The organism is Leptolyngbya sp. PL-A3 (assembly GCF_039962325.1).
Lineage (GTDB): Bacteria > Cyanobacteriota > Cyanobacteriia > Elainellales > Elainellaceae > Vacuolonema.
Genome location: NZ_JAMPLB010000044.1, coordinates 15,284 through 40,054, shown reverse-complemented (window position 1 = coordinate 40,054; position 24,771 = coordinate 15,284). Strand labels below are relative to the sequence as shown.

Here is a 24,771-nt window from a genome sequence, read left to right as displayed (position 1 = left end):
AACAAAGGGCTGAAGGTCTATCCTCCAGCCCTTGAGTTGCTATCGCTACCTAACAAGAAGTCTACTTGCCATCGTGGTCTGCATCACCAGGAACCGCTCGTTCAACTCGATCCCATGCATCACGAGAAGCATGCTTCGCCTTCTCCCAGCCCAAGCGCGCACCACTGTGATTGCGTTCGTAGTCTTGCCGTAGGTCTGGCTCAAGCTCGTCGTAGGTTTTACCCGTTGTGCCATACCGCGAGTAACCTTCATATCCAGTGCGGTAGGCTGGTTGATAGTCTTCGTAGGTGGAACCAGGTTCTACATAAGAACGGGTCGTGTAGTTCTCACGCCAGTAGTTGTCTTCAACCGTTGGATTTACACTTTCAGCGACTCGCTTACCAGCTAAACCACCGCTTACAGAACCAACTACAGCCCCTACAACTGCTCCAACTGGACCACCGATCGCACCGCCAATGGCAGCACCCGCTGCTCCAGCACCTGCTGCTCCAACTCCCGTACCAACGGGATGGGCACCCGGTTCACCAGAGAGCGGATCGCGGTTAGCGTCATGTTCCCTATGCTCTTTATCTAACTCGTTACTCATAAAACAACTCCTTTTTTGAGTGTTGGACGCTTGTAAATTAGAAGCGTGACAAGCTATCCTTAACTTCCCAGCCTAAGCGCAAATTCCCTGACTTCGTTCTCCCTTATGAAGGAGACAGGCCTAAACAAAACGGTATAAATGTTGTCAGTTTTGAAAGCTCTACTGCTGCGATCGCACTATGTTTTAAGGCGGAAACGTACATTTTCACCAAGGGTAAAGCAAGCTAACGTTTAGGCTTAGCAATAGCCAGCCTCTCAAATCAGCTCATTAATCTCCGTTATTCCACTGCACTTAGGAGATTTCCAGATAAGAACTTCCCCATTATTTGGAAAAAAGGCGCGGCTTCGCCGCGCCTTTTTTCCAAATAATGGGGATATTGTTTCTCAGAAATCTCCTTAGTTACAGGTCGGGTGCGTAACCCTTGGGGTTTATCTGCAAACAGTACCCATGCTTTCGGTTTGTATTTGAAACCTACCTTAACCCTCCTCCCGGATGGCTAATAACGGGTCAGGCAGTTTTAAGAATGCTTCAAGGAATGGTTGATGGATATGAAATATATGATTTTGTGATTTTCTAAAGGCTTGCTCCATAAGTTTTTTAGCGATTTGCAATCTCAGGACTTACGCATTTGTGTTGTGGGTGGGGTGCGAAGCACCCCACCCACAACACAAATACACTATGGATAGCGGGCTTGCGTAAGTCCTGAATCTCTTATTAGTTACTCTTCTAAGGGTTGCCATTCACCAGAGAAGATGAAGCTTGCCCAGTAATAGGGATGACTGTACGCCCCCGTGTTAAGAAGTTCTAGTTGCACGTCTCGAAGAGCAGCACTGCGACCTTCTCCAGCCATTAAGCGCTGGTAGTATCGGCTCATCAACTGACTGGTGCCTGTGTCATCCACTTTCCACAGACTCATCAGTTGGCTTTCCGCTCCCGCCAACCCAAAGGCTCTTCGTAAGCCATAGACGCCTTCGCCGTTGACGACGTTTCCAAGTCCTGTTTCACAAGCAGACAGCACCACCAATTGGGTTCCGTACAGGTCAAGTTGAGCCACTTCCTGCGCGGTGAGTACACCATCCTCACGGTTGCCCTGGCGCTGCGATCGCCCATTTACCCCCGCCAACACTAACCCCGAGCGCAGCAACGGATTCTCCACAGTACGTGGGGTAGGAATACAAGGGGTACTGTCGCCAGTAGACTCAATGACAGCGGTGGCATCGCCTAGGCTACGAACATTCGAAGCTGCGAGGCATTCTTGATCCTGCAAGAAGAAGCCGTGGGTGGCAATGTGTAAAAGGCTGGGGCCTTGCACTTCTTTGAGCCGCTCTTCTGTAGCCTGGGAACCTTCCAGGAGGGTGAGATTGGGTAGGAGGGGGACGATCGCTTCTGCCTCCTGCTGGGTGCCAGGGAGAGGAGCGAAACCTGTGAGGGTGTTGAAGTCAACGGAACGGGTAGAGCCGGTAGCGGGGCGATCACCTTCTACCCTCGCGGCTACAGGAAACTGGGCTTGGCCAAAATCAGGGTTGGCTACTAACACGGCCCCTTGACGAGGAGTAGTGTGCCGTCTTGTTCGCAGTAACTCACGGCCTGAAGAAAGATAGGTGAAGGTGTAGCGTTTCACAAGGTACTGATTATTCTCATCCATCAGGGCGGCAAAGGGGATGAGGCTGAGTTGTCCATCTGGTGATATCAGGAGATGGGTGGCATCGCCCACTAATGCCCGAATTGGCTGCATTAATTGGGCATCCAGGGAACGAGCCACTCTCTGCACATCCGATTGGCTACTGCGAAGAGCCTCTCGGAAAGCGAAGACTTGTGCGTCGATAGGAGTTGCTTCCCCCAAATCGACCCAGCGGGGTTCGCCGCCTTGCTGCAACACATAGGCAGCATAGCGCGGTGCTCCCCACTGCTCCTGCTGTGAGGCTGTGGGGTTGTAGGGCTGGTAGCGCACCAGTTCTACAAGAGCCGCATCCGCGGGGATTTGTTGTTGGACGGCTGCAATGGTAGCAGGTTGCGTTTCGGCACGGAATTCTGCACTGCGCTGGGCTAAAAGATTCTGCAATTCCTCGGCACGGTTCTCAAGCGTTCTCAGCCTTTCTGCATCGACTACCGTGTCTTCAAACACTGCACTGGCCCGCTGAGTCTCCACCAACCGTAGTTCCTCCAACAATGCCTGGTTTTCTGGGGTTAACTGTTGTCGTAGGGCCAGAAAAGTATCACTGGTAGCCTCTAGCACTCGCCCCTTACGGCGTAACAGGGTTGTCAATGCTAGGCGTGCCGCTTCCGGTTGCTCTTCGGCTGCCTGCATATGTAGGGAAATAGCTCTATTTGCTGTCCCTGCCAGGGTGTTTAAGTAAGCTTGCTTACGGGCTTCAGAACCGATCGCTAACATCAGAGCAAGATTTGTCTCCTCAATTTCAGCGGAGCGATTCATCCACATTAGAGCAGCGGTTATATCTTCCTGGCTCCAGGATAGGACACTCAAATTACTGAGGCTTAGGGCTACATTGGGATGGTTTTCTCCCAGTGCGCTTTCATAAATGGAGAGTGATCGCTGATACAGGGGTTCAGCGATCCGATAGTTCCCCTGCGCTCGATACAACAGTGCCAGATTATTGAGGGTGGTGGCGACATCCGGATGATTTTCTCCCAGGGCACTTTCTCGGATGGAAAGCGATCGTTGATAGAGAGGTTCAGCAACCCTATAGTTCCCCTGCACTCGATACAACGAGGCCAGATTATTGAGGCTACTGCCCACATCGGGATGGTTTTCTCCCAGGGCAGTCTCATAAATGGAGAGCGATCGCTGATACAGGGGTTCGGCGGCCCTGTAGTTCCCCTGTGCCTGGTATATCAATGCCAGATTATTGAGGCTAGTGGCGACATCCGGATGATTTTCTCCCAGGGCACTTTCTCGAATAGAGAGCGATCGCTGATAGAGAGGTTCGGCAGCCTCGTAGTTCCCCTGGAGACGATATAACTCCGCCAAATTATTGAGGCTAATGGCCACATCGGGATGATTTTCCCCCAAGGTACTTTCAAGGATGGAGAGCGATCGCTGATAGAGGGGTTCAGTGGCCCTATAGTTCCCTTGGTCTTGATACAGTGATGCCAGATTATTGAGGCTAACGGCTACATCGGGATGGTTTTCTCCCAAGGTGCTTTCACGAATGGAGAGCGATCGTTGATAGAGAAGTTCGGCAGCCCCATAGTTACTTTCTGCCTGGTACAACGATGCCAAATTATTGAGGCTTTGAGCCACATCCGGATGATTGTCTCCGAGGGTGGCTTCATAAATGGAGAGCGATCGTTGATAGAGAGGTTCGGCAGCCCCATAGTTCCCCTGAAGACGATACAACAATGCTAGATTATTGAGGCTTTGGGCCACATCCGGATGATTGTCTCCCAGGGCACTTTCCCGGATAGAAAGCGATCGCTGATAGAGGAGTTCAGCGGTCCTGTAGTTCCCCTGTTCCTGATACAACAATGCCAAATTATTGAGGCTAGTACCCACACCAGGATGGTTGCTTCCCAGCGCTGTTTCCCGTAGGGCCAACGCTTGCTGAGCCAGGGGTAAGGCTTCCTCATAACGCCCCTCCCTATAAAGCTGAATTACTTGTTGATTTAGGCGACTGGCCGTTGCTAACTGTGCTTCTAATTCCACAGCCTGAGCAGAGGACTCCTGTAGATGCAGCGTATAGGAGCCTAACGCGCCAACACTGTAGGAACTGGCAACAAGGGTATAGGTTCCAGCAGAGGGCAACACCACAACAATGCGAGAATTTGTTCCATCCCGATCATCGTTCTCTGCAATTAGATTTCTTTCTCTATCGAGCAACGTGAGACGGGTATCAAACTCCCCACTTTTCATCTCGATTGCAATAGCCTGCCCTGCGTTACCGGAAAAGGTATGAACATCGTAGTAACGGCCACCCGGTGAGGTTGGGTCATTGGTATCCAGTTGTCCCGTTAGAATCTGGGATTGAAAACTACTAGCCTCCTGAGCCCAGGCTACTTCTGGGGAAGACGCCAGAATCGATGGGAGAACGGATACAACAAAGGCGATCAGCGGTAGGGTCGGGAAGTCCAGGGAAGGGTTCCGGAGGCACATGGGAAGGCACTGGCTAGAGCATTTCTTCTACATGTTCTTGGGGAAGAGGAAAGTATGCAAGGGGTGGATGAGTAGATGGATGGACGAAGCGAATCGCTTATCGACGAGAACAAGGAGTAATAGTCGTGCGACCGTCTCTCTGTATTCTTTTCAAGTTCTTTTTAGCATTAGTTCGGACAGTTTTTCTGAAACCCTTGATTTTGCGTGCGCTTCGCGCACGCAAAATCAAGGGTTTCAGAAAAACTGTCCAGAGTATTGTTTTAGAACAGTTAGAATTTCACGCTAGGCTTCTGGTACTGTTGCTATAGCATTGACCAGATCCGCACCCAAGAAATACTCTTCCGCAAAAATCGGGTTGATAACAAGTAAGGTTAAATGCACACAACAAAAAGCAAGGTGACGCAAAGCGTCACCTTGCTTTTTGTTGTGTGCATTTAACACGACATGATATGAGTAGGGGAAAGATACCGGACAGCCGATCCGGCATTTGGGTAAGGCCAACTTCTTGTTGCAGGCGATTGCGATGGCGATCGCCCTAACTCATCGCCAATGTATCGTAACTAGCGGTGTTTTTGATGATGTTTAGGAGGCGATCGCGCTCCAAATCTGAATCGACCCCTTTCATCAAAACCACTACTCCAGAAACTACTGGAGCCAAAACGGCTACCATAACTGCTATAAAGCGTGCGATTGACCCTGCAAATTAGTAGAACCAATGGCCAATGCCAACAGAGTTGCTGCGGGAAAACTAACCCCGTCGAGGCTAGCAATCAGACCGGGATGTCCAGCTATTATTCCCACCAGTATCAGACCAGGGGGCCAACGTTTCATGGAATACGTTCCTTCCAGCAATCGGGTCTGTTGACATATAGATTGAAGGATGCAGTGGGCATGGGAGGAGAAGAGCGATTCTCATTCAGAATAGCTATTTTTCACTCCCTATACGCCCTATTACTCCTATGGTTATCATATTGAAAAATCTATCTTCTTCTCTTGCATAGATTATTATTTTTTTCTCACTATATAGAGGTAGAACCTACGCTCTTTTCTGGCCCCTCTGATCTCATGTTTAGCCCGATTTTTTATCGAGAAGTTACACAATTGCCCTTAAGCTCTATTCTTGTATTAGGTGTTACTTATAGCTCTCTTTGAAAAGAACAGTAGAAATGTAACTTCTTTATCATTTTTGTCCAGCTTTTCAAAATTGTAGGGACTATTGGTGCACCACAGCTAAAAATAATGGTTTACTGAACATCAGTTAAGAAGCTAATAGGTAACAAGCTAAGATCATTCTTATCTAATTGCTTAAGCCTACTTCTGCTTTCGTTAGTGTACATCTTAACTTAAAGAATACCGATGCCTTCCTAAGGTTTTTAGCGTCCGTTTGCATTGCAATACTTTGGAAACAATTTAATCGCCTATCATTTTGTAACCATGATGCAATTCACGACTAGCTTCATTCAAATAACCAAATCAAAGTTATCTTACGCAGCTGCTATTGTATCTCTAATATCCTGTGCAATCTCCCCGGTTAACGCTCAAGTCACAGAAGGCGTGATCAATGGTGATAACCTTGTAACCATCAATGGAATACCGTGGGCAGCAGATGGATGGCGTTTTAGTAAAGTTCTTGAGATTCAGCGAGATAGCATAGATTCGACCGTTGTCGGTCGAGTAGTTTTAGATCGACACGGCGAAGACTCGCAACCTATCCTGGGGATTCGGTCTCCTTTCGCTGCGCCAAGACCAGGGCGAGCTGTATTAGTTTCAGCTTGGAGTAGTAACAACGACGGATGCTCAGTAGAGCTAATTCTACAAATTGCGACTACACCTGATCAAGTAAACAATGTTAACTTGATTACCCCAACCCGGCTCGACATGATGATTAACGGACAAAGAATAACGTTGAATGCTGTAGAAGATGCTCCTGGTGTTGTTGATAGATCTGCCTCGTTCCCGTATGTCTACTCCACGACAGTAAATAACCAGAATAATGAACGGGTATCCGTTAACCTTCCTGGCGTTTGGGTAATGGCAAGGCACTTGTTTGTAATTGATGCCGATGTTGCAAGGGCTCTGAGTAATGCTCCAGCTCAAGATATACCCATTCGTATCACTTTGAGAAATCTCTCGCCCGTCACGATTCCTATTGGGGAAAATACCGTGGAGAGGTGGTCTCGTGTGTATAGCTATAATCCATCTTGTACTCCCGTTAGCAGCTGATATAGTAGATCAACATGATGCTGAGTCGGTATTTGCATAGTTTTTTACTGGGTCTAGCCATTAGTACGTTCTCAGTAGCAATTCTTAAGTTATCCCTACCAGTAAGGGCTAATGAAAGAGCCCCAAATACAGCAGATGTCAATATTGAGTTTGGAAATACCAATACTGACCGTTATTCTACTGGACGCCGAGTTGCTTTAATCATTGGTAATGCTAACTATCGCATAGGAGGGCAGCTTCGTAATCCATTAAATGATGCACAAGATATGGAAAGAGCCCTCCGAGGGCTAGGTTTTGAGACCATATTAGTAACCGATGCTACCTTACGTGAGATGGAAGAAAGCTTGAATGAGTTTTCGTCAGCTATTCGCCAAGGTAGCGTTGGAATTTTCTACTATGCGGGACATGGTGTTCAGTCGGCTGGGGAAAACTATTTAATTCCTGTAAATGCCCAAATAGAGGTAGAGCAAGATCTGCGTTATGAAGCACTGGCTGTGGGCCAAGTTATAGGTCGCATGGAAGCTGCAGAAAACGATGCCAATATTCTCATTCTAGATGCTTGTCGAGATAACCCACTTGCTCGACGCTGGCGCTCTAGCCAGCAAGGACTGACTGCAATTACGACTAGCACTGCAGAGGGTATCTTTATTGCCTATGCAACAGCTCCGGGGGATGTTGCTGACGATGGTGCAGGTCGTAATGGAACTTTTACCGGTGCGCTATTAAGGCATATTAGAACACCAGGTCAACAACTTGAGCAACTCTTTAACGTAGTTAGGGCTGAAGTTCGAGATCAAACTAATGGTGAACAAGTTCCCTGGACAGCTTCATCGCTCATCGGTAATTTTGCTTTTCTTCCTGAACCAGGGCAATCCCAAGTTACTCCTGCTTCTCCAATTAGCGCCCCACTAGCTCCTATCACGAACGTGACTCCTCGTCGGTTGCCCTGCGCAGGAAGTGTATGTGAAGGCTTGCCATCACCGTAGTGCGTAATGTTGGAATAACCCCTAGACGTGTTACAAGTTTGGGCTACCCTTGCTATCACCTAAGCTGAGCCACCACCGTCGACGGAATTACTGGCAGCAGCCAGCTTTGAAAGTGCTCCATCGTCTCCTTATAAAACTGATTCCGACCTTCCTCACGCTCTAGGCGATCGCGTCATCGTCATTCCCTACGGCTCCCTGTTCCTTGTTCTTTTCCAAGCTCTGATAGATATTAATGATTATCTAATTGCCCTTATCAATGCATATCCTCCCTTGTTCTCACAATAAATTTGAGTAAGGTGGTATAGAACTCCGGGGTGCTGCTTTTCTGTAGATGTTCTTGATTGTTCTTACAGTAAAATTTATTCTTTCATGTCCGCTATGAAACGTCGCCATTTTCTCCAATTTGCAGGCTCTACGCTGGCCACAATTGGTTTAAGCCAAACGAACTTCCTGCGGCAGGCTGACCAATACGGTCGTGTTCTAGCTCAGTCCACCCCTCGAAAACTGGCCCTACTGGTAGGCATTAATCAATATGCAACTCCTGTCGGCAGCCTGCGTGGATGTTTAACGGATGTGGAGTTGCAATATCAACTCTTAGTGCACCGATTTGGGTTTAATCCAGCAGATATTGTTATCGTCTCCGACAATCAGAGTGATGATACTCTTAAACCATCGCGACAGAACATCTTGAGAGCTTTTCAAGAACACCTCATCCGTCAGGCACGGCCCGGAGATGTTGTCGTATTCCACTACTCTGGTCATGGTGGCAAAGTACGAGATCCCAACCCCATTCAGATTGCAGTCTGTGGTGAGGGACAAATTCCTGGTTTGAATGGAACTTTGGTGCCCAATGACCCCATGAATCTCAATCAATTAGGGGCCGAAATTGTGGTGCCTGACATTATGGGGCGGACACTCTTTCTATTAATGAATTCTATTCAAACGGATAACCTCACGACTGTGCTAGATAGCTGCTATTCCGGTGCAGGTACACGAGGCAATATTACGGTACGGGCTGTAGGTTCACGATTAACCCGCCATGGAAACACGCTTATTGCTAGTCCGGAAGAAGCAGACCTGCAAGAACGGTTGATGGCAGAACAGGGTCTTAGCTTGGAAGACTTTCAGCAACGACGTAGTCAGGGCATTGCCCGTGGCGTCGCGCTGGGATCGGCTAGCTGCAATCAGGAAGCAGTCGATGCTGTGTTTGGCACCTTCAATGCAGGAGCATTCACTTATCTACTAACCCGCTATCTATGGCAACTTCCAACTCCCCAAAGCTTTACCACCTTGCAAGCGAATCTGCGCCGTAGTACACGGGCTGAAGCTGCAACTTGGGGTAAACCTCAGGAGCCAGTGCTCGAGGTGAAACCCGAGAGTAATTACGAACAGCAACCGTTCTACTTCATTCCTCAATGGCAAACTCCAGCGGCAGATGGGGTAATTACGAACATCAGCGATGGTCAAATTGAGTTCTGGCTAGGCGGCATGGCCACGCAAACCTTGTACGCTGAAAATACAGTGTTTACTGTGTTGAACAGCTCAGGGGAAGTTGTAACAGATAACGATGGAAAACCGATCGCCCTTCAGCAAACAACCACGACATCAAGTCCGCTTGTAGGACGTGGGGAACTGGTTTCCGGGGAATTATCTCAGGTGCAACCAGGTATGTTCCTGCAAGAACAGATTGTCGGTTTACCGGCCAATCCTGAGCTCGTCGTGGGGTTAGATGCCTCACTAGGGGGGGAAATACAGACGGCGATCGCCATCCTCCAAGCGACCCTCCAGACTCGTTCCGCTGAGGGCCAGGAAGTCCGTCGCATCCGGGCCATTCCCGTCGATTCCCAAAATGCCGTGGACTGCATTCTTGCCCGTGTGAACAATGATCTGCGTCAACGCGTTGCTCCGGTTGATCAAGCTGAGTTGCCACCATCTGGAGTTGTAGCTCTCTTTACACCTACCCTGACCTTTATCTCGCGTACCGATGGAGCTAATGGTGAACCTATTACAGCGGCAATCAATCGGTTATCCCCTCGCTTCAAGTCTCTGCTAGCCGCTAAGGTCTTGCGGGCGATCGCTGCGACAGGTTCTGACCTCAAGGTTTCAGGAGAAGCCTTCGTACCTGCTCGCCCCGATGCCCCTCGAATTCCCCTAATGAACCGTGAAACGGTGGACAGCCGCAATGCGTTACCAACCTCCTTTGAACCGTTTGTGGGTGGCGATGTCATTCAATTACAGGTCAAAAATGACGAAATCAGAGCCCTGTATATCAGTTGTTTGCTAATCAATAGCCAGGGGGATGTGATTGTACTTCACCCTGCCCGTTGGGATGCACCAGAAGAGGCTGCACGCATTGACAAGGGTGAGACCTTAGTGATTCCTCGTGCGGAGGACAATGTGACGGTAACCCTGCGGGGAACGGGCTTTTTGGAGATAATTACGCTGGTTAGCACTAGTCCCCTTCGTAATGCGCTACGAGCATTGCAAAATATTGCCCGAGGCCAAGGGCGTGATCGAGGTGCCGTATTCACCGGTGATGCAGATCCGCTTTCCCTGATTGATAATCTGCTGGGGGATGTGGATGAGTTATCCCGCAGCGGTGATGCTACGGTTGATGTGACCTCCACTCGTGCCGCCGATCGCGCCATCAGTAGTCGCACCATCGCTACCTTCTCAACCTTGCTGGAGGTGCGTTCTTAATAACAAGTAAGGTTAAATGCTAATGATAAAAAGTGGTGGGACGCTTTGCGTCGCACCACTTTTTATCATTAGCATCGAATCCAACGTGATATTAGAACTGCGCAAGTGCGAGTCTAAAAATAGATTTCATTAAGCATATCACCCACATTTCTGCATACACTCAAGACTATAAAACTATATCGAAGTGTAGGGCGATTACGGTAACGCTCTACTACACATTCACTCTTTTCTTAGAGAAGGAAGAACGAACCATGGAAGAACTCAAATACCAACAAAACACTCTGGTATCTAATGAACTGTCTGAAATGAATTCCCTTCAACAGCTCTCGGAGGATGACCTGGATAACGTATCAGGTGGTATGTCGCTGAACTTTGGTGACATTGAAAACTTCACCCAAAATTCTGGCAGCTTCTTCGAGCAAACGAATCTCTCTGTTGATCAGGCAACCTTTGCTGGACCAAATGGGAGTGGCACGTTTTCGAGCGTTGACTTCCAGCAAATCAAGAGCGGTGCATTTCAAAACATTGGCATTAGCTGATGAAACCTGGCCTCTCTAAGCATTGATCGGGGCCAGCTCAAGTACGTTCTATGAGGGATGGGTGTTTGAGTCTACAGGGTTGATGCGCAGATCCTCCTTTACTTCTCTAAACACCCATTTCTCTCCCTGATGCTTGCTGTAGAGGATTCGATGATGAGCGTGGATGAGTATTCCTTAGATTTAGCTCCTGTTGAATTATCAGAACAAGAACTAGCAGAAATATCAGGTGGCATTGATGCAGTCTTTACTTTTACGGCCATTGAGGGTGAGAATGTTTCGTTTCAATCAAATTCCTCAGGTTCATCCATCATCAAATCATCCAGCCTGTCTATTACAACCTTCCAATTCTACATTCCAGGCTTCGAATCGATGGAGGATGTTTTAGACGCTTTTGCTGGCTTATCTCGGCTATTTAGCCAACGAGATTAAATCTCCAGATGTGTTCTACTCCATGGCAACCACGATTTACTGTGAGGAAGACATGACAGCAATTCTCTTTCAGGAGATTAGCAATCAAGATATTGATTGGATCATCCATAACGCTTCCCAACGCAGGCTTGAAGAAGGTATAACTCTGCCCCATTCCAACCCATTAGCAGATCAACTTTACTTGTTAATGGAAGGTACATTGGGCTTTTGTCCATCAAGCATAAAAGCTCTCTCAGACTCCACAGAAAATACTGATTCACAATGCGGATATATTCCTTTATTTGGCGGGGAGCTGATAGGCCACATTTCTGGTTTGTACCCGTTTCCGAGTGGTCTGGTGAAAGCGTTAACGCCTTGCATTTTGCTGGAGATTGCGCGATCGCCCCTCGAACAAAAGCTTCAGGAAGATACGACTTTTGCTGCCCACCTGTATCGGGCGATCGCACTACTTCTCTACCAACGACTCAAGCAGCTCATGGCACAGCCCGAGGTAGAACACAATACCACTCCCGTGCATTTAAAGGACGCATCAACCGTATTTGCTGAACTTCAGGATGGAGATATTGACTGGTTGATTGCAGTGGGACAGGTGCAGCATGTGGAAGCTGGAACACCCCTGGTACGGGTAGGGCGGCCTATGGACAACCTGCATATAGTGCTGGATGGGGCAGTGGCATTGTATGCCTATTCCTTCAAGCAGGCACCGTCGCCTTTCTTCAGCATCCAAGGCGAGGACAAAGGTCAGGAATTCTCGCGCTTATCCCGGGGAAATTTGGTGGGGGAATTACTCTGTTTAGATCCGCAGCCTGCTTTATTTGATGCGATCGCCCTCCGCGAATCCCAGATTCTCTCCATTCCTCGTTGGCGGCTCATGGCTAAGCTGATGCACGACCCGGATTTTGCATCCCGTCTCTACCGAGTGCTGGTCATGCTCCTATCCAACAAACAACACGAGTTGATCCAGCACCATATGTCGCCTACACCAGGGGCAAAACCGAGCCAATTGGGTCACCAGCTGATGAATCAGATTGCGCTGGCAGAAGCTCGGTTTGATTGGATGCTGACCCGTCTTCAATCACAACTGAATAGCCGGAGGTTACTGCAATGGTCGTAGGGCAGCGTCAACAGCTTTTTCGCAAAGAAGCATTGGATCAATCGGCTTCGCCAGAACAGCTTGATTTGCTGGTGCAGGTGGTCAATCCCAAACGCTGGCTTTCCCTGGCAGCCCTGGCGGCCCTGGTATCCGCAGGACTTGCCTGGAGCGTTTTAGGACGCATTCCTATGACGGTGTCAGGGCAAGGAATTCTCACCTACCCCAGCGAAGTGAGTGCTTTGCAAGCATCCAGCGCTGGGCGCATTTTGGCGTTCAATGTGAAGGTCGGCGATACCGTCAAGAAGGGACAGGTGATTGCCATTATTGATCAATCAGAATTGCAGAATGAACTTCAGTTAGCCCGCACTAAGCTAACCCAGTTGCAATTGCAGGATCAAGCGGCTCGTTCGGCTCAGAGCCAGCGCGGTAGTTTAGAGCAGACTGCGATCGCCCAACAGCGCCAAACTCTCCGGCAGCGGCTTCAAACTGAACAAAACCTGACCCCTATTCTGCAAGAAAAAGCACAGGAATCTATTCAACGGGAACGACAAGCCCTGAATCAGCAGTTAGACACTCTGCAAGCCCTCATTCCTACCTATCGTGAACGATGGAATCTGCGACAGGAACTCACCCAGGAAGGGGCGTTATCCAGAGATGATGCATTGGGTGCTGAACGAGAATATCAGGAAATTCAACAACAGTTGAATCAAGTTGAATCTCAACTGAAAGAACTGGATGTAAAAGAAGCTGAAGCTCAGCGGGAATATCTACGAAACGTCAACCAAGTTGCAGATTTACAGGCGCAGTTACAGGAATTAGACACACGCCAGGCTACCCAAGCAGAACAAGATTTAGTCACCACAACCAGCCGACAGAAAGAGATTCAAGAAACGGAGCGAACCATTGCCCAACTAGAGTTAGAACTCCAACGCAGTAGCCAAATTGTCAGTACCCACGATGGTCAAATTCTGGAACTCTCGGCCCAACCTGGTCAGCAACTTGAATCTGGTATGAGTGTCGGCATCATCGCTGCCTATAACCCAAATGATGCCCTCATGAGCATTGCCTTCTTGCCCGTGAGCGAAGGGATGAAAGTCAAACCGGGCATGGCACTTCAAACCACTCCCAGCATTGTCAAACGCGAGGAACATGGTGGCATATGGGGAACCGTTGTGGATGTGTCTGATTATCCTGTGACTCAGCAGGGAGCGGCAAGCTTGGTCGGCAACCCTGACATCTTGCCAGGCGTCATGGGGGAAGGGCCTCATCTTGCCGTCTATGCCAAGCTAGAAACAAGGGGAAACGGCGAGTTTCGCTGGTCAGCCTCAGCGGCAGGGCCTGAGCAAGATATTACGTCGGGGATGACAACCAGTGTAAGGATTACGGTGGATGAACGTACACCTTTATCCTTTGTATTACCTATTTTGAAATCTTGGGTGGGGTTAGGCTAATGACAATGACCCGTCTCCGAGTCTTATTTCCTTCAAAGTTGCAACTAGAATGGCGGGCTTTGTTAAATCACCCCCGCTTTCGGTCTACCAAAGCTGCACTTCAGCCCGTGATTGAAGGAATTCAAGATTTGATCAAGCGTCCCGATATTCGGCGGACACCCACCCTTTTACAGATGGAGGCGGTGGAGTGCGGAGCAGCATCCTTGGGCATGATTTTGGGGTATCACGGGCGCGTTGTTGATTTGGCTGAATTGCGGCAAGCCTGCGGCATCTCCCGTGATGGTAGTAAGGCGTCCAATTTACTGAATGCAGCCCGTCACTATCATCTAGAAGCAAAAGGCTTCAAAGCACCCCTTGCAGCTCTCCAGCAATTGCCCTGCCCCTACATTATCTTCTGGAATTTTAATCACTTCTTGGTCGTGGAGGGGTTTCATCGGCAACGAGTTTACTTGAATGACCCAGCAACTGGACCACGGACGGTTTCGTTAGCGGAGTTTAGCGAATCGTTTACCGGTGTCGTTCTAACATTTGAACCCGGCCAAGCATTTGAGCAGGGTGGACAGAAGCGGAATGTGGTAGAGGCTTTGCGCGATCGCCTCCGCGGCTCTACGGCATCCCTTGCCTTCTGTCTCATCGTCGGTTTTCTCCTGGTGTTTCCAGGATTAGCTGTTCCAACCTTTTCCCAGATTTTTGTTGATCAAATTCTGATTCAAGAACGCGACCATTGGTTGCGCCCTTTAATTATGGCCATGTTAGCCACAGCTGGGGTGACAGGGCTGCTGACCCGACTCCAACTCCAGATTCTACGGCAGGTCAAAATTAAACTGGCGATGGGAATGTCTAGCCGTTTTTTGTGGCATATCCTGCATTTACCCGTTAGCTTTTACGATCAACGTTTTGCTGGAGAAATCAGCAGTCGAATTAAACTCAACGATCGCCTCGCCAATCTGCTTTCCGGCCAACTGGCAACAACCGCTATTTCTGGGGTCATGGTGGTCTTTTACGGGCTCGTGATGCTTGTGTATGACCCCGTCCTGACGTTGGTTGGTGTGGCCTTTGTGGCCGTCAACTTATTCGCATTGCGCTGGGTGGCACGTCAGCGGGCTGATATTAATACCCGTTTGATGCAGGAGCAGGGCAAGGTGAGTGGGGTGGCGATCGCAGGCCTCCAGAGCATGGAAACCCTCAAAGCTTCCGGCCTCGAATCGGACTTCTTTAATCGTTGGGCAGGCTACTATGCCAAATCTCTGCAAGCCCGACAAGATATGGATCGGCTCAATCAGCGTCTGGGTACATTACCTGGATTGCTTACTGGATTGACCACCATGTTGCTGCTGGTGATCGGCGGCTTTCGTGTGATGAATGGTGCCCTTAGCATTGGTATGCTAGTGGCCTTTCAATCACTGATCCAGCAGTTTATGCAGCCGGTTAATCAACTCATACGGCTGGGAGGTGACCTCCAAGAATTGGATGGAACGCTTAATCGCCTGGATGATGTGTTGCAAAATCCTATCGATCCCCTGCTCAAGTCATCAGAACCATCTGCTGTTCAATCCCTTTCCATTACACAACCCAAGCTAGATGGCTTCCTGGAACTCAGAAATCTCACCTTTGGCTACAACCGTACTGCTCCACCGCTGATTCATAACCTCAGCCTTTCTCTTAAGCCCGGACAACGGGTGGCTCTAGTCGGTGGCAGTGGCTCCGGCAAATCAACGGTCGCCAAATTAGTGGCTGGATTGTATGAACCGTGGTCTGGAGAGATTCTCTTTGATGGCCATCCTCGTCATACTATCCCCCGTCCCATCCTGGTCAACTCGATTGCAATGGTGGAACAGGATGTACTCCTCTTTGCCGGAAGCGTTCGAGACAATCTCACTCTCTGGGATACCACCATTCCTGATAGCAATTTAATTGAAGCTTGCCAGGATGCTGCTATTCACGAGGTTGTACTGTCGATGCCAGGGAGCTATAGCGCCGACCTGCTGGAAGGTGCGACCAATCTCAGTGGTGGGCAACGGCAACGACTGGAAATTGCCCGTGCCCTGGTCAATAACCCTTCTATTCTGATTATGGATGAAGCGACCAGTGCCCTCGATACCGAAACCGAAAAACGCATTGACTATAACCTGCGCCTCCGAGGTTGCACCTGTCTCATTGTGGCTCACCGCCTCAGTACGATTCGTGACTGTGACGAAATTATTGTGCTGAATCGGGGCCAGGTAGTGCAACGGGGCAACCATGATGAGTTGCGTCAGGTGGAAGGCCCCTATTTACAACTGATTCGTAGCGAAGGCGAATCGATGGAGGAAATGTAATCATGCTGGCTGATGAGCGTCATATTCAAATCCATCAACTTGAGAATGATAGAATTCGTTCTCTCAAAAGCAACGAGCCATTATTTTTGGATGATCCAGATCGAATTTGGCAAGTGCAGACAGGCACCTTAGCAATCTTTGCTATTAGCTTACAAGAAGCCCTATTGAAAGGACGGCGGCGGTTTCTGTTCACAGTCAAAGCTGGAGAGCTGCTATTTCCCGCCTCACTCCCTACAGGGGATACTCCCTGCCGCCTACTGGCCATGCCCCTGGAGGCAGTCGAGCTGATGGCGCTGTCTCAAGATGAATTTTGTGAGTGGGCGATCGCCACTCCCCACGCCATTCAACAACCACTCGAAACCTGGATACACCGCCTGGGTGCCGCTGTAGCCGGGCTGGCATCCCCTCCGCTGCAAACTCCGATTGAACACGTGGCCTATTGGATGCGGGAGAGACTTTTCAATCATCTCAAGGGGCGATCGCCTGGGTTCAACTCTTCCAGGGACACGCTAACCTGCTTGGGAGCGATGCCCTGGAACTTACTCCATCCATGGGGCGTGTTCCATTGAGTGCCCATCTGTGGTTAACGGCGTCCAGTCTTGTAGAGCTAGAACGTTGCACAACCCAGGAAATTGTTGATCTTGATACGTTACTCACGGGTTTGCAACACTTCCACACCTTCGTTCTGCAAGCTATTCAACAACTGGAGCAGCAGGAGTTACAGGGGGAATATCGACGCTTTCAGGAACGCGAGCGACTGAACACCCAGGCTGTAACTAATACCCTCACCAGTCTGGCGACGATCTTTCAAGCCGATGCTCCAGAGACGCGTGAACAGCGGCTCAATGATGAGGATGTGCTGCTCACTGCGGCTGGGGCTGTTGGGCGGGCATTGGGAATTCCTATCCACCCTCCTGCACAGTCGGAAGATCTCCGGCGGATGCGAAGCCCGGTGGAAGCGATCGCCCGCGCCTCCCATGTACGTATTCGCCGCGTTACCCTGCGGGATGACTGGTGGCAACGAGATGGTGGGCCTCTTCTGGCTTATCGCTTGGAGAATAACCATCCCGTGGCATTGTTACCTGTATCCGCGACGCAGTACGAGATCTTAGACCCGACCCAGCAAACGCGGGAACGGTGTGATGGGGCGATCGCCGCCACACTCTCTTCCACCGCTTACACTTTCTATCGACCGCTCCCTTCCCAGCTCAAGCCTATTCATCTGCTCCAATTCGCTCTGCGGGGGCACTTGGGCGAACTGGCTATGGTTTTGTTAATGGGAGTTTCAGCCACGCTGTTAGGGATGCTCACCCCCCAAGCTACCGGCATTTTGATTGATCAGGCCATCCCCAATGCTGATCGGCAACTGGTTTTACAAATCGCCTGCGGCTTACTGGCAACCAGCTTTGGCACTACCCTATTTCAACTGACCCAGGGAATCGCCATCATGCGGCTGGAAACCTTTGCTGACTCCTCTACCCAAGCAGCCGTGTGGGATCGGTTGCTCAAGCTGAAAGCATCATTTTTCAGACAGTATTCGGTGGGTGATTTGAGTGCCAGGGTTTCAGCTATCAGCCAAATCCGCCAAAAATTAGGCAACACCGTGCTGAAAAGTTTATTCTCCAGTGTGTTTTCTTTTTTGAATTTGGCGCTTTTGTTCTACTACAGTGTACCTCTGGCCCTTGTGGCAACGGTCGTCGCTCTCATCAACATTGCCGTAACTCTGATTTCAGGTATCTTTACTCTGCGTAAAGTGCGTCCCCTACTGGATCAACAGGGTAAGCTTTTTGGCATGATGGTACAAATTATCAACGGCGTCTCAAAATTTCGCGTAGCCGGTGCCGAAACGCGAGCCTTTGCCTATTGGGGTCGCCAGTATCGTCACCAGTTGAAGCTGATGCTGGCATCCCAGGGGATTGAAGACAACCTGGCTGTGATCAATAGCTTGCTTTCAGGACTCACCCCTGCTGTGCTGTTTGCCGTTGCAACAGCTCTTCTACAAAGCTCCCAGGCTAACAACGGTAATTTTTCAACGGGAACCTTCTTGGCCTTTAATGCAGCTTTTGGCACATTTATCAGTGGCGCGACAAGCCTGAGTACGACCGTTGTCGATGTATTAGAAGTTCTCCCCATTTGGCAGCGGGCACAGCCAATTCTGCAAGCTGTACCGGAAGTAGATGGGAGTAAAGCGGATCCGGGTCGCCTATCGGGACAAGTGGCTGTAGATCGGGTTGTCTTTCGCTATCGCCCGGACGGTGCACCGACGTTGGATCATGTCAGCATTAAAGCTGAACCGGGGGAGTTCATCGCGCTTGTCGGACCGTCGGGCAGTGGAAAATCAACGCTATTTCGATTGCTGTTAGGTTTTGATACTCCTGAATCGGGTACGATTTACTATGATGGCCAGGATTTAGCGGGGCTGGATGTCAATGCAGTGCGACGTCAATTTGGTGTGGTGTTGCAACAGAGTCGTTTGATGTCCGCTTCCATTTTTGAAAACATTGCCAGCAGCGCCATGATTACCATGGACGAAGCCTGGGAAGCGGCTCGGATGGCAGGTCTTGCGGATGATATTACGGCAATGCCGATGGGGATGCACACAGTTGTCAGCGAAGGGGGTACTAATCTCTCCGGTGGACAACGACAACGCTTGTTGATTGCTCGTGCTCTGGCCCTGCGTCCTCGCATTCTGCTCTTTGATGAAGCCACCAGTGCATTGGATAATCATACGCAGGCGATCGTGAGTGAAAGTCTAGATCGGCTGAAGGTAACGCGCATCGTTGTTGCCCATCGGCTCAGCACCATTCGCAATGCCGATCGCATCTATGTACTTCAGGATGGCCGCTTGATTCAAGTCGGCAATTTTGATCAACTGGCAGCAGAAGAGGGTTTATTCCAACAATTGATCAAACGGCAACAGGTTTAGAAATAGGGCGATCGCCACTTCAGGCAATGGCCCACAATATTCCTGCAAGTGTTTAAACTTAGACCTTGCATCAAAAACCAGAAGCTTAACTTTGCGTGTCTTCGCACAGGCGAAGTTAAACTTTTGGGTTTTGGTTTGGGAAAGATGCGGCATTTTGGCCAATGTTCCCCTCCTATCATGTCGGGTTAAGTGCTGATGCTAAGAAGTGGTGCGGCGCAAAGCGCCGCACCACTTCTTAGCATCAGCACTTAACCTTACTTTTGATCAAATTGCCAGTGCAAGAAAGAATATGCATAGGTTCCTCATTCAAAGAAATACGTGCCAGTAAATCCCCATTTCGAACTTGAGCCCCTGGGAGGATTAATATGGTTCGTTCTCGTTCGTCTGCTTCTACTTCAACTAGCACTGGAGTGTCAAGGCTATGGCTTGGGATAATCAGTACGGTGATTAGCTTTCCTTTGATTTCCTCTGCCTTCGATGCCTTTACCTGGAACCGTGCCGAACAAGCATATCAAGACGCCCAGTGTGAACAGGCGATCGCCAGCTACAAAATCCTCAGTGAACGGTGGCGGCCCGTTGACTGGCAAGATTACAAGACACGCTCAGAATCACGCATCAATGAATGTAGCGGTTATCAAGCTGTACTACCAGAGTTAGAGGGGCGATCGCTTACAAAAGGTGTGGTAGCAGCTAATCTATTTTTCGATCGTTTCCCTAACAGCGCACTGATTCCTCCACTCCGTCAGCAGGTAACATCTCGATTAGAAGCAACCACCCCTGATACTCTGGCTACTGCTGAATTTTGCGATGCACTTCCTTCTACTCTCGGTCACAGTTTGCTTCCACGCCCCGATCAAATGCTGCCAGCTCTCCGCCATGCTTGCGGTGAAGTCTATCAGACCGCAGGTCGCTACAATGAGGCGATTGATCAGTTGCAACGGTTCCTGACGGATTACCCCAATCATGAGCAAGCGTCGGCAGTAGAAGTCGCCTTAGCCAAAACCTTGATCGATCAGGCCAGAGCCAACAATGCTGGAGATTTGCCATCCCCAGTGATAGATGGTCGAGCTGCCGCCGGAACGACTAAAGTTCAAATTCGCAATGATTCTCCAGAACCGATGCGCATCGTCTTCACGGGTCCCGAAACCCGTTTTGAAGAGTTACCAGGCTGTAGAGATTGCCAGGTCTTTACAGCTACAGTTCCCCAGTCTTGCCCTGAAAAAGGCCCCATTGCCACCTACACTCTTAAGCCAGGGGATTATCAGGTACTGGTGCGCTCAATTGGCGATCGCAGTGTTACCCCCTTTACAGGTGAATGGAGCCTGCTTGATGGTTATCAACACAGCAATTGCTTCTACATCGTGCAGCAGCCAGTCAATACCGACCAGAAGCCATTGCCCTGAAAACCATGTGAAAAGGTTGTTTTTGTGCCCTTTTAACACAAAAACAACCTTTTCAAAAATTACTTGTAAGCAGCGGGCTGATTAATTAACTTTCTCATATTTTGTATTTTTTTCAAACTAAAACTCAAGAACTCAATTTTGGTGTAAGATACGAGTTTTTCAAAATTTTTCTAAGTGCTTGAATGCGAATTAGCAGAAGTTTGGTATGCCTAACCAATTTAGCATAGATGGTAATTGCTAAAGGCTAGATACCTTCTAGAATATGTTGAGTCTTTCTCTGAAGCCTAAGTGCGATGTCTTTCCTTTCTTGTAATTTTCTAAACAGTCTTGCTCCTTTGCTGATTCTCCCGTTGGCTATAACAGGAACACTGATGTTACCTGACTGCACTTCCGCCCAGGATACTGTTCCTGCTGAAACAGTAGACGCTACAACCCAGTTGGCAGAGGGCGATCGCCTCTTTGGGGAGGCGACTCAATTGCAGCGTAACAGCCAATTTCAGCAAGCGTTTGACAAATTCTTGGAGGCGTTAGAGGTTTACCAGAGTTTAGAGGTTCGTGCGAACGCTCTACAGGAAGGACGACAGGGAGAGGCAAGAACCCTGACTCGCTTGGGGTTAATGTCCAGCAATTTAGGGCAATATGAGCAAGCTTTGAATTACTACCGACAAGCCTTAACGGTCAGTCGAGAACTGGGCGATCGCCTCAACGAGGGGATTGTTTTGAGTAATACCGCTTTGGTCTATGACGACCAGGGTCGGTATACTGAAGCGCTTGATTACTACGAGCAAGCATTGACAATTCTAAGGGAAATTGGCGATCGCGCGAGTGAGGGTACTATTCTCAACAATATGGGGCGGGTGCATAGCAATCTAGGTGACGCTTCCCAAGCTCTCAACTACTACCAGCAAGCTCTTTCGATTAGTCGAGAAACTGGTAATCGCGAAGATCAAGGTAGTTATTTGAGTAACATTGGTGCGATCCATAGCGATCTTGGCAACTATTCCCAGGCACTTGACTACTATCAACAATCCTTATCGATTCGGCAAGAAGTAGGCGATCGTTTGGGCCAGGGCATTACTCTCAATAATATCGGCCTCATCTACGGTGAACTTGGCAATTACCCGGAGGCGCTTGATTATTATCAGCAAGCCTTGGCTATCCATACCGAAATTGGGTATCGGGCGGGCGAAGGTACTCTTCTTGGTAACATTGGTATGGTCTACACAAATCTGGGCGATTATCCCCAAGCGCTCAATTACTATCAGCAATCCCTAGCGATTTCTCTGGAAATGGGTGATCGTGCAGGCCAGGGTATTACCCTCAGTAACATAGGTTTGATATATGATTATCAAGCTAACTATCCCCAAGCGCTTAACTATTATCAGCAAGCCCTAGTGATTAGCAGAGAAATTGGCAATCGCACGGGTGAGGGCATTACCTTAAACAATATTGCTTCCGTTTATCGCAACCTTGGGGATTCTTCTAAAGCTCTAGACTACTACCAACAGGCTTTAGCTATTCATACCGAAATTGGAAAGCGCCCTGGTGAAGGAACTATCTTAAATAATATAGGGCTGGTATACACCGATCTAGCCAATTACCAGCAAGCACTCACTTATTTTGAACGGGCGTTAACGATTATCAGGGAAATTGGCGATCACTCAGGTGAAAGTAACACAATTAATAATATAGGCACACTCTACTATCATTTAGGCGATTATCCGCAATCGCTCAATCACTACCAACAAGCTTTAGCAATTAGTCAGGAAATTGGCGATCGCGATCGCGAAGGCATTATTCTGAATAACATCGGTTTAGTATACGATAATCTAAACAACGATTCCCAAGCATTGGATTACTACCAGCAGTCTTTAGCCATCCGTACTGAACTTGGTAATCGTAACGGAGAAAGCACCACGCTTAACAATATTGGCGCTATTTACCGGAAACAGAAGAACTATCCCCAAGCACTTGACTATTATCAGCGGGCTTTGGCCATTAGCCAGGAAATTGGCGATCGCCCTGGTGAAGGCTCTACTCTGAACAATATCGGTTCAGTGTATAGCGATATGAGAAACTACTCCCAGGCACTCCACTACTATCAACAAGCCTTAACGATTCATACAGAGATTGGCGATCGTGCAAGCGAGGGTCTTACGTTCAGTAATATAGGCTATCTATTTGATGCCATGGGTAAACCGGAACTGGCGATCGTATTTCTAAAGCAATCGATTAATCGACGGGAATCCATTCGCAGTGATATTCGTGAACTGTCTACTGAATTGCAGCAATCCTTTACCGATAGTATTTCTCATACCTATCGCAAACTAGCGGATCTGCTTTTACAGGCCGATCGCGTTCTTGAAGCCCAGCGGGTGTTGGATTTACTCAGGGTACAAGAACTTGATGAATACTTGCAGACTGTTGAACGGGGTGCTCAGACTGGATCAGGAGTTGAATTACTGGAGCCAGAAACTCAAATTCGCAATCGCCAGCACGCAATTACAAATCAGGCGGTTGCCATCGGTGAAGAATTAGCCCAATTGCGGCAGGTGGAAACTCGCACACCAGAACAAATGCAGCGAATTACTGAGCTGGAAGCGATGCAGGCAGATGTGATTGCTCAGTTTGAGGACTTTATCTATAGCGACAATGTACAGGCATTGATCGATCAACTCAGCCATGAGGCTCGACAGCAAGATTTGATAACGGAGCTGAATGAGTTGGTGACGCTTCAAGATAACCTTAGAGCGCTTGAACAAAATACTGTGTTACTTTATCCACTCATTCTGGATGATCGGATTGAGATGGTATTGGTGACACCCAATGCTCCCCCCGCTCGTTATTCTATCAACATCAGCCGTACAGAACTTAATCAAGCTGTGGTGGAATTTCGTCAAACCCTGGAATCCCCCAGGAGTAATCCAAAGGCGATCGCCCACCAACTCTATCAATGGCTAATTCAGCCAATGGCTTCTGATCTGGAAGCCATTGGTGCTGAAACGATTCTCTACGCCCCCGATGGTGTGTTGCGCTACGTCCCGTTAGCCGCTCTCCATGATGGCGAACAGTGGCTAGTAGAACGTTTTCGGATCAATCACATCACCGCCGCCAGCCTCACCAATTTGAATCTCGTCCCTGCTGTTCAACCGCACATTCTGGCCGCTGCATTCAGGGAAGGTTCCTACGCGTTTCAGGTGGGAGAACGTCAGCTAACGTTCAGTGGGTTGCCGTTTGCTGGTCGGGAAGTGGAAAATTTGGCTTCAGCTTTTCCGGATACGACTCAATTGTTAGATGCAGCATTTAACCCTACGGCAACACTTCCTATCATGGATGACCATACTATCGTTCATCTGGCCACCCATGCAGAGTTTATACAAGGCTCTCCCAATGATTCATTCATCTTGTTTGGTAATGGCGATCGCATCACCCTCGAAGAAATCAAACAATGGCAGGGACGATTTCGAAATGTGGATTTAATTGTGTTGAGTGCCTGTGAAACGGGGGTAGGAGAAACCCTGGGAAATGGGGAAGAGATCCTCGGATTTGGCTATCTGATGCAACAGGCCGGGGCACGAGCGGCGATCGCTTCCCTCTGGAGCGTCAACGACGGGGGCACGCAAGTATTAATGGATGCGTTCTACACAGCTTTAAATAACGGTTATAGCAAAGCTGAGGCTCTGCAACAGGCACAGATTGCTCTTATTACCCGAAATACCACTGTCTTAGAAGGTCAACGGGGAGCCGATGTGACCATTACTGATCTTCGAACTGGGTGGCCCCTATCCCAGAGTCATGATTTAGCGCATCCCTATTACTGGGCACCCTTCATTCTCATCGGGAACGGGCTGTAGCTACTTTCGGTAGATTGGGGAGTTTTTTTGTGTGAAGCACACCAAAAAAAAACCCAATCTATTGATTCTTGTTAGGGCAAAATAGCTACAGCTATATCCTGCATACGTGCTTCACCTCGAAGAGTATGTGTGTAAAAATGACGGCGGCATTG

General features: G+C 49.0%; 17 protein-coding genes. 12 read left to right on the top strand and 5 right to left on the bottom strand.

Annotated elements, in window-relative coordinates:
* Nucleotides 1–61: 61 nt before the first annotated feature.
* From NDI52_RS24665 to NDI52_RS24650, 4 genes are all read right to left on the bottom strand, one after another.
* On the bottom strand, nt 62–586 hold the full coding sequence (locus NDI52_RS24665; protein ID WP_190774017.1) for a hypothetical protein: 525 nt from the start codon (nt 584–586) through the stop codon (nt 62–64).
* A 718-nt stretch (nt 587–1,304) separates the two neighbouring features.
* Entirely contained in the window at nt 1,305–4,697 is a 3,393-nt protein-coding gene (locus tag NDI52_RS24660; RefSeq protein ID WP_190774016.1) for a tetratricopeptide repeat protein, read from the bottom strand.
* 535 nt (nt 4,698–5,232) lie between these two features.
* Complete coding sequence (locus tag NDI52_RS24655) at nt 5,233–5,367, bottom strand: hypothetical protein (protein WP_277874364.1); 135 nt, start codon at nt 5,365–5,367, stop codon at nt 5,233–5,235.
* 5 nt (nt 5,368–5,372) lie between these two features.
* Nucleotides 5,373–5,528, bottom strand: a complete 156-nt coding sequence (locus NDI52_RS24650) for a hypothetical protein (protein ID WP_190774015.1) — start codon at nt 5,526–5,528, stop codon at nt 5,373–5,375.
* 558 nt (nt 5,529–6,086) lie between these two features.
* On the opposite strand from NDI52_RS24650, the gene NDI52_RS24645 reads away from it, so the two are divergent.
* The 10 genes from NDI52_RS24645 (at nt 6,087) to NDI52_RS24600 (ending at nt 19,362) form a co-directional block, all read left to right on the top strand.
* On the top strand, nt 6,087–6,920 hold the full coding sequence (locus tag NDI52_RS24645) for a hypothetical protein (RefSeq protein WP_190774014.1): 834 nt from the start codon (nt 6,087–6,089) through the stop codon (nt 6,918–6,920).
* 14 nt (nt 6,921–6,934) lie between these two features.
* Complete coding sequence (locus NDI52_RS24640; RefSeq protein WP_190774013.1) at nt 6,935–7,906, top strand: caspase domain-containing protein; 972 nt, start codon at nt 6,935–6,937, stop codon at nt 7,904–7,906.
* Nucleotides 7,907–8,284: 378 nt separating this feature from the next.
* Nucleotides 8,285–10,606, top strand: coding sequence for a caspase family protein (locus NDI52_RS24635; RefSeq protein ID WP_190774012.1), 2,322 nt, complete (start codon nt 8,285–8,287; stop codon nt 10,604–10,606).
* Nucleotides 10,607–10,857: 251 nt separating this feature from the next.
* Entirely contained in the window at nt 10,858–11,145 is a 288-nt protein-coding gene (locus tag NDI52_RS24630) for a CTB family bacteriocin (protein ID WP_190774011.1), read from the top strand.
* Nucleotides 11,146–11,274: 129 nt separating this feature from the next.
* The gene (locus NDI52_RS24625; protein ID WP_190774010.1) at nt 11,275–11,574 is read left to right on the top strand and encodes a hypothetical protein; all 300 of its coding nucleotides are present in this window, start codon (nt 11,275–11,277) and stop codon (nt 11,572–11,574) included.
* Between the two features lie 22 nt (nt 11,575–11,596).
* Nucleotides 11,597–12,688 carry a cyclic nucleotide-binding domain-containing protein gene (locus NDI52_RS24620; RefSeq protein ID WP_190774009.1) on the top strand — a complete coding sequence of 364 codons (1,092 nt, stop codon included), beginning with the start codon at nt 11,597–11,599 and terminating at the stop codon, nt 12,686–12,688.
* A complete protein-coding gene (locus NDI52_RS24615; RefSeq protein ID WP_190774008.1) occupies nt 12,679–14,118 on the top strand; it encodes an NHLP bacteriocin system secretion protein in 1,440 nt (479 codons plus the stop codon). Before NDI52_RS24620 ends, NDI52_RS24615 begins: the two co-directional genes overlap by 10 nt.
* 173 nt (nt 14,119–14,291) lie before the next feature.
* A complete protein-coding gene (locus NDI52_RS24610; protein WP_347280203.1) occupies nt 14,292–16,436 on the top strand; it encodes an NHLP family bacteriocin export ABC transporter peptidase/permease/ATPase subunit in 2,145 nt (714 codons plus the stop codon).
* 2 nt (nt 16,437–16,438) lie between these two features.
* A complete protein-coding gene (locus tag NDI52_RS24605; RefSeq protein ID WP_199330875.1) occupies nt 16,439–17,005 on the top strand; it encodes a hypothetical protein in 567 nt (188 codons plus the stop codon).
* Complete coding sequence (locus NDI52_RS24600) at nt 16,987–19,362, top strand: NHLP bacteriocin export ABC transporter permease/ATPase subunit (RefSeq protein ID WP_348256537.1); 2,376 nt, start codon at nt 16,987–16,989, stop codon at nt 19,360–19,362. The genes NDI52_RS24605 and NDI52_RS24600 overlap by 19 nt, the downstream gene beginning before the upstream one ends.
* Here NDI52_RS24600 and NDI52_RS24595 read toward each other — a convergent pair.
* Nucleotides 19,327–19,524, bottom strand: a complete 198-nt coding sequence (locus NDI52_RS24595; RefSeq protein WP_190774007.1) for a hypothetical protein — start codon at nt 19,522–19,524, stop codon at nt 19,327–19,329. The two genes, NDI52_RS24600 and NDI52_RS24595, sit on opposite strands and share 36 nt — an antisense overlap.
* A gap of 203 nt (nt 19,525–19,727) precedes the next feature.
* On the opposite strand from NDI52_RS24595, the gene NDI52_RS24590 reads away from it, so the two are divergent.
* Both NDI52_RS24590 and NDI52_RS24585 read left to right on the top strand, forming a co-directional pair.
* A complete protein-coding gene (locus NDI52_RS24590) occupies nt 19,728–20,765 on the top strand; it encodes a hypothetical protein (RefSeq protein ID WP_190774006.1) in 1,038 nt (345 codons plus the stop codon).
* A gap of 371 nt (nt 20,766–21,136) precedes the next feature.
* Nucleotides 21,137–24,619 carry a tetratricopeptide repeat protein gene (locus tag NDI52_RS24585; RefSeq protein WP_190775256.1) on the top strand — a complete coding sequence of 1,161 codons (3,483 nt, stop codon included), beginning with the start codon at nt 21,137–21,139 and terminating at the stop codon, nt 24,617–24,619.
* Nucleotides 24,620–24,771 lie beyond the last annotated feature (152 nt).

Excerpts from the sequence above, each read along its gene's own strand:
- NDI52_RS24665 (WP_190774017.1), bottom strand. The coding sequence starts at position 586 with ATGAGTAACGAGTTAGATAAAGAGCATAGGGAACATGACGCTAACCGC.
- NDI52_RS24660 (WP_190774016.1), bottom strand. The coding sequence starts at position 4,697 with ATGTGCCTCCGGAACCCTTCCCTGGACTTCCCGACCCTACCGCTGATC.
- NDI52_RS24655 (WP_277874364.1), bottom strand. The coding sequence starts at position 5,367 with ATGGTAGCCGTTTTGGCTCCAGTAGTTTCTGGAGTAGTGGTTTTGATG.
- NDI52_RS24650 (WP_190774015.1), bottom strand. The coding sequence starts at position 5,528 with ATGAAACGTTGGCCCCCTGGTCTGATACTGGTGGGAATAATAGCTGGA.
- NDI52_RS24640 (WP_190774013.1), top strand. The coding sequence starts at position 6,935 with ATGATGCTGAGTCGGTATTTGCATAGTTTTTTACTGGGTCTAGCCATT.
- NDI52_RS24635 (WP_190774012.1), top strand. The coding sequence starts at position 8,285 with ATGAAACGTCGCCATTTTCTCCAATTTGCAGGCTCTACGCTGGCCACA.
- NDI52_RS24630 (WP_190774011.1), top strand. The coding sequence starts at position 10,858 with ATGGAAGAACTCAAATACCAACAAAACACTCTGGTATCTAATGAACTG.
- NDI52_RS24625 (WP_190774010.1), top strand. The coding sequence starts at position 11,275 with ATGCTTGCTGTAGAGGATTCGATGATGAGCGTGGATGAGTATTCCTTA.
- NDI52_RS24620 (WP_190774009.1), top strand. The coding sequence starts at position 11,597 with ATGGCAACCACGATTTACTGTGAGGAAGACATGACAGCAATTCTCTTT.
- NDI52_RS24615 (WP_190774008.1), top strand. The coding sequence starts at position 12,679 with ATGGTCGTAGGGCAGCGTCAACAGCTTTTTCGCAAAGAAGCATTGGAT.
- NDI52_RS24610 (WP_347280203.1), top strand. The coding sequence starts at position 14,292 with ATGGAGGCGGTGGAGTGCGGAGCAGCATCCTTGGGCATGATTTTGGGG.
- NDI52_RS24605 (WP_199330875.1), top strand. The coding sequence starts at position 16,439 with ATGCTGGCTGATGAGCGTCATATTCAAATCCATCAACTTGAGAATGAT.
- NDI52_RS24600 (WP_348256537.1), top strand. The coding sequence starts at position 16,987 with ATGGGGCGTGTTCCATTGAGTGCCCATCTGTGGTTAACGGCGTCCAGT.
- NDI52_RS24590 (WP_190774006.1), top strand. The coding sequence starts at position 19,728 with ATGGTTCGTTCTCGTTCGTCTGCTTCTACTTCAACTAGCACTGGAGTG.
- NDI52_RS24585 (WP_190775256.1), top strand. The coding sequence starts at position 21,137 with ATGTTACCTGACTGCACTTCCGCCCAGGATACTGTTCCTGCTGAAACA.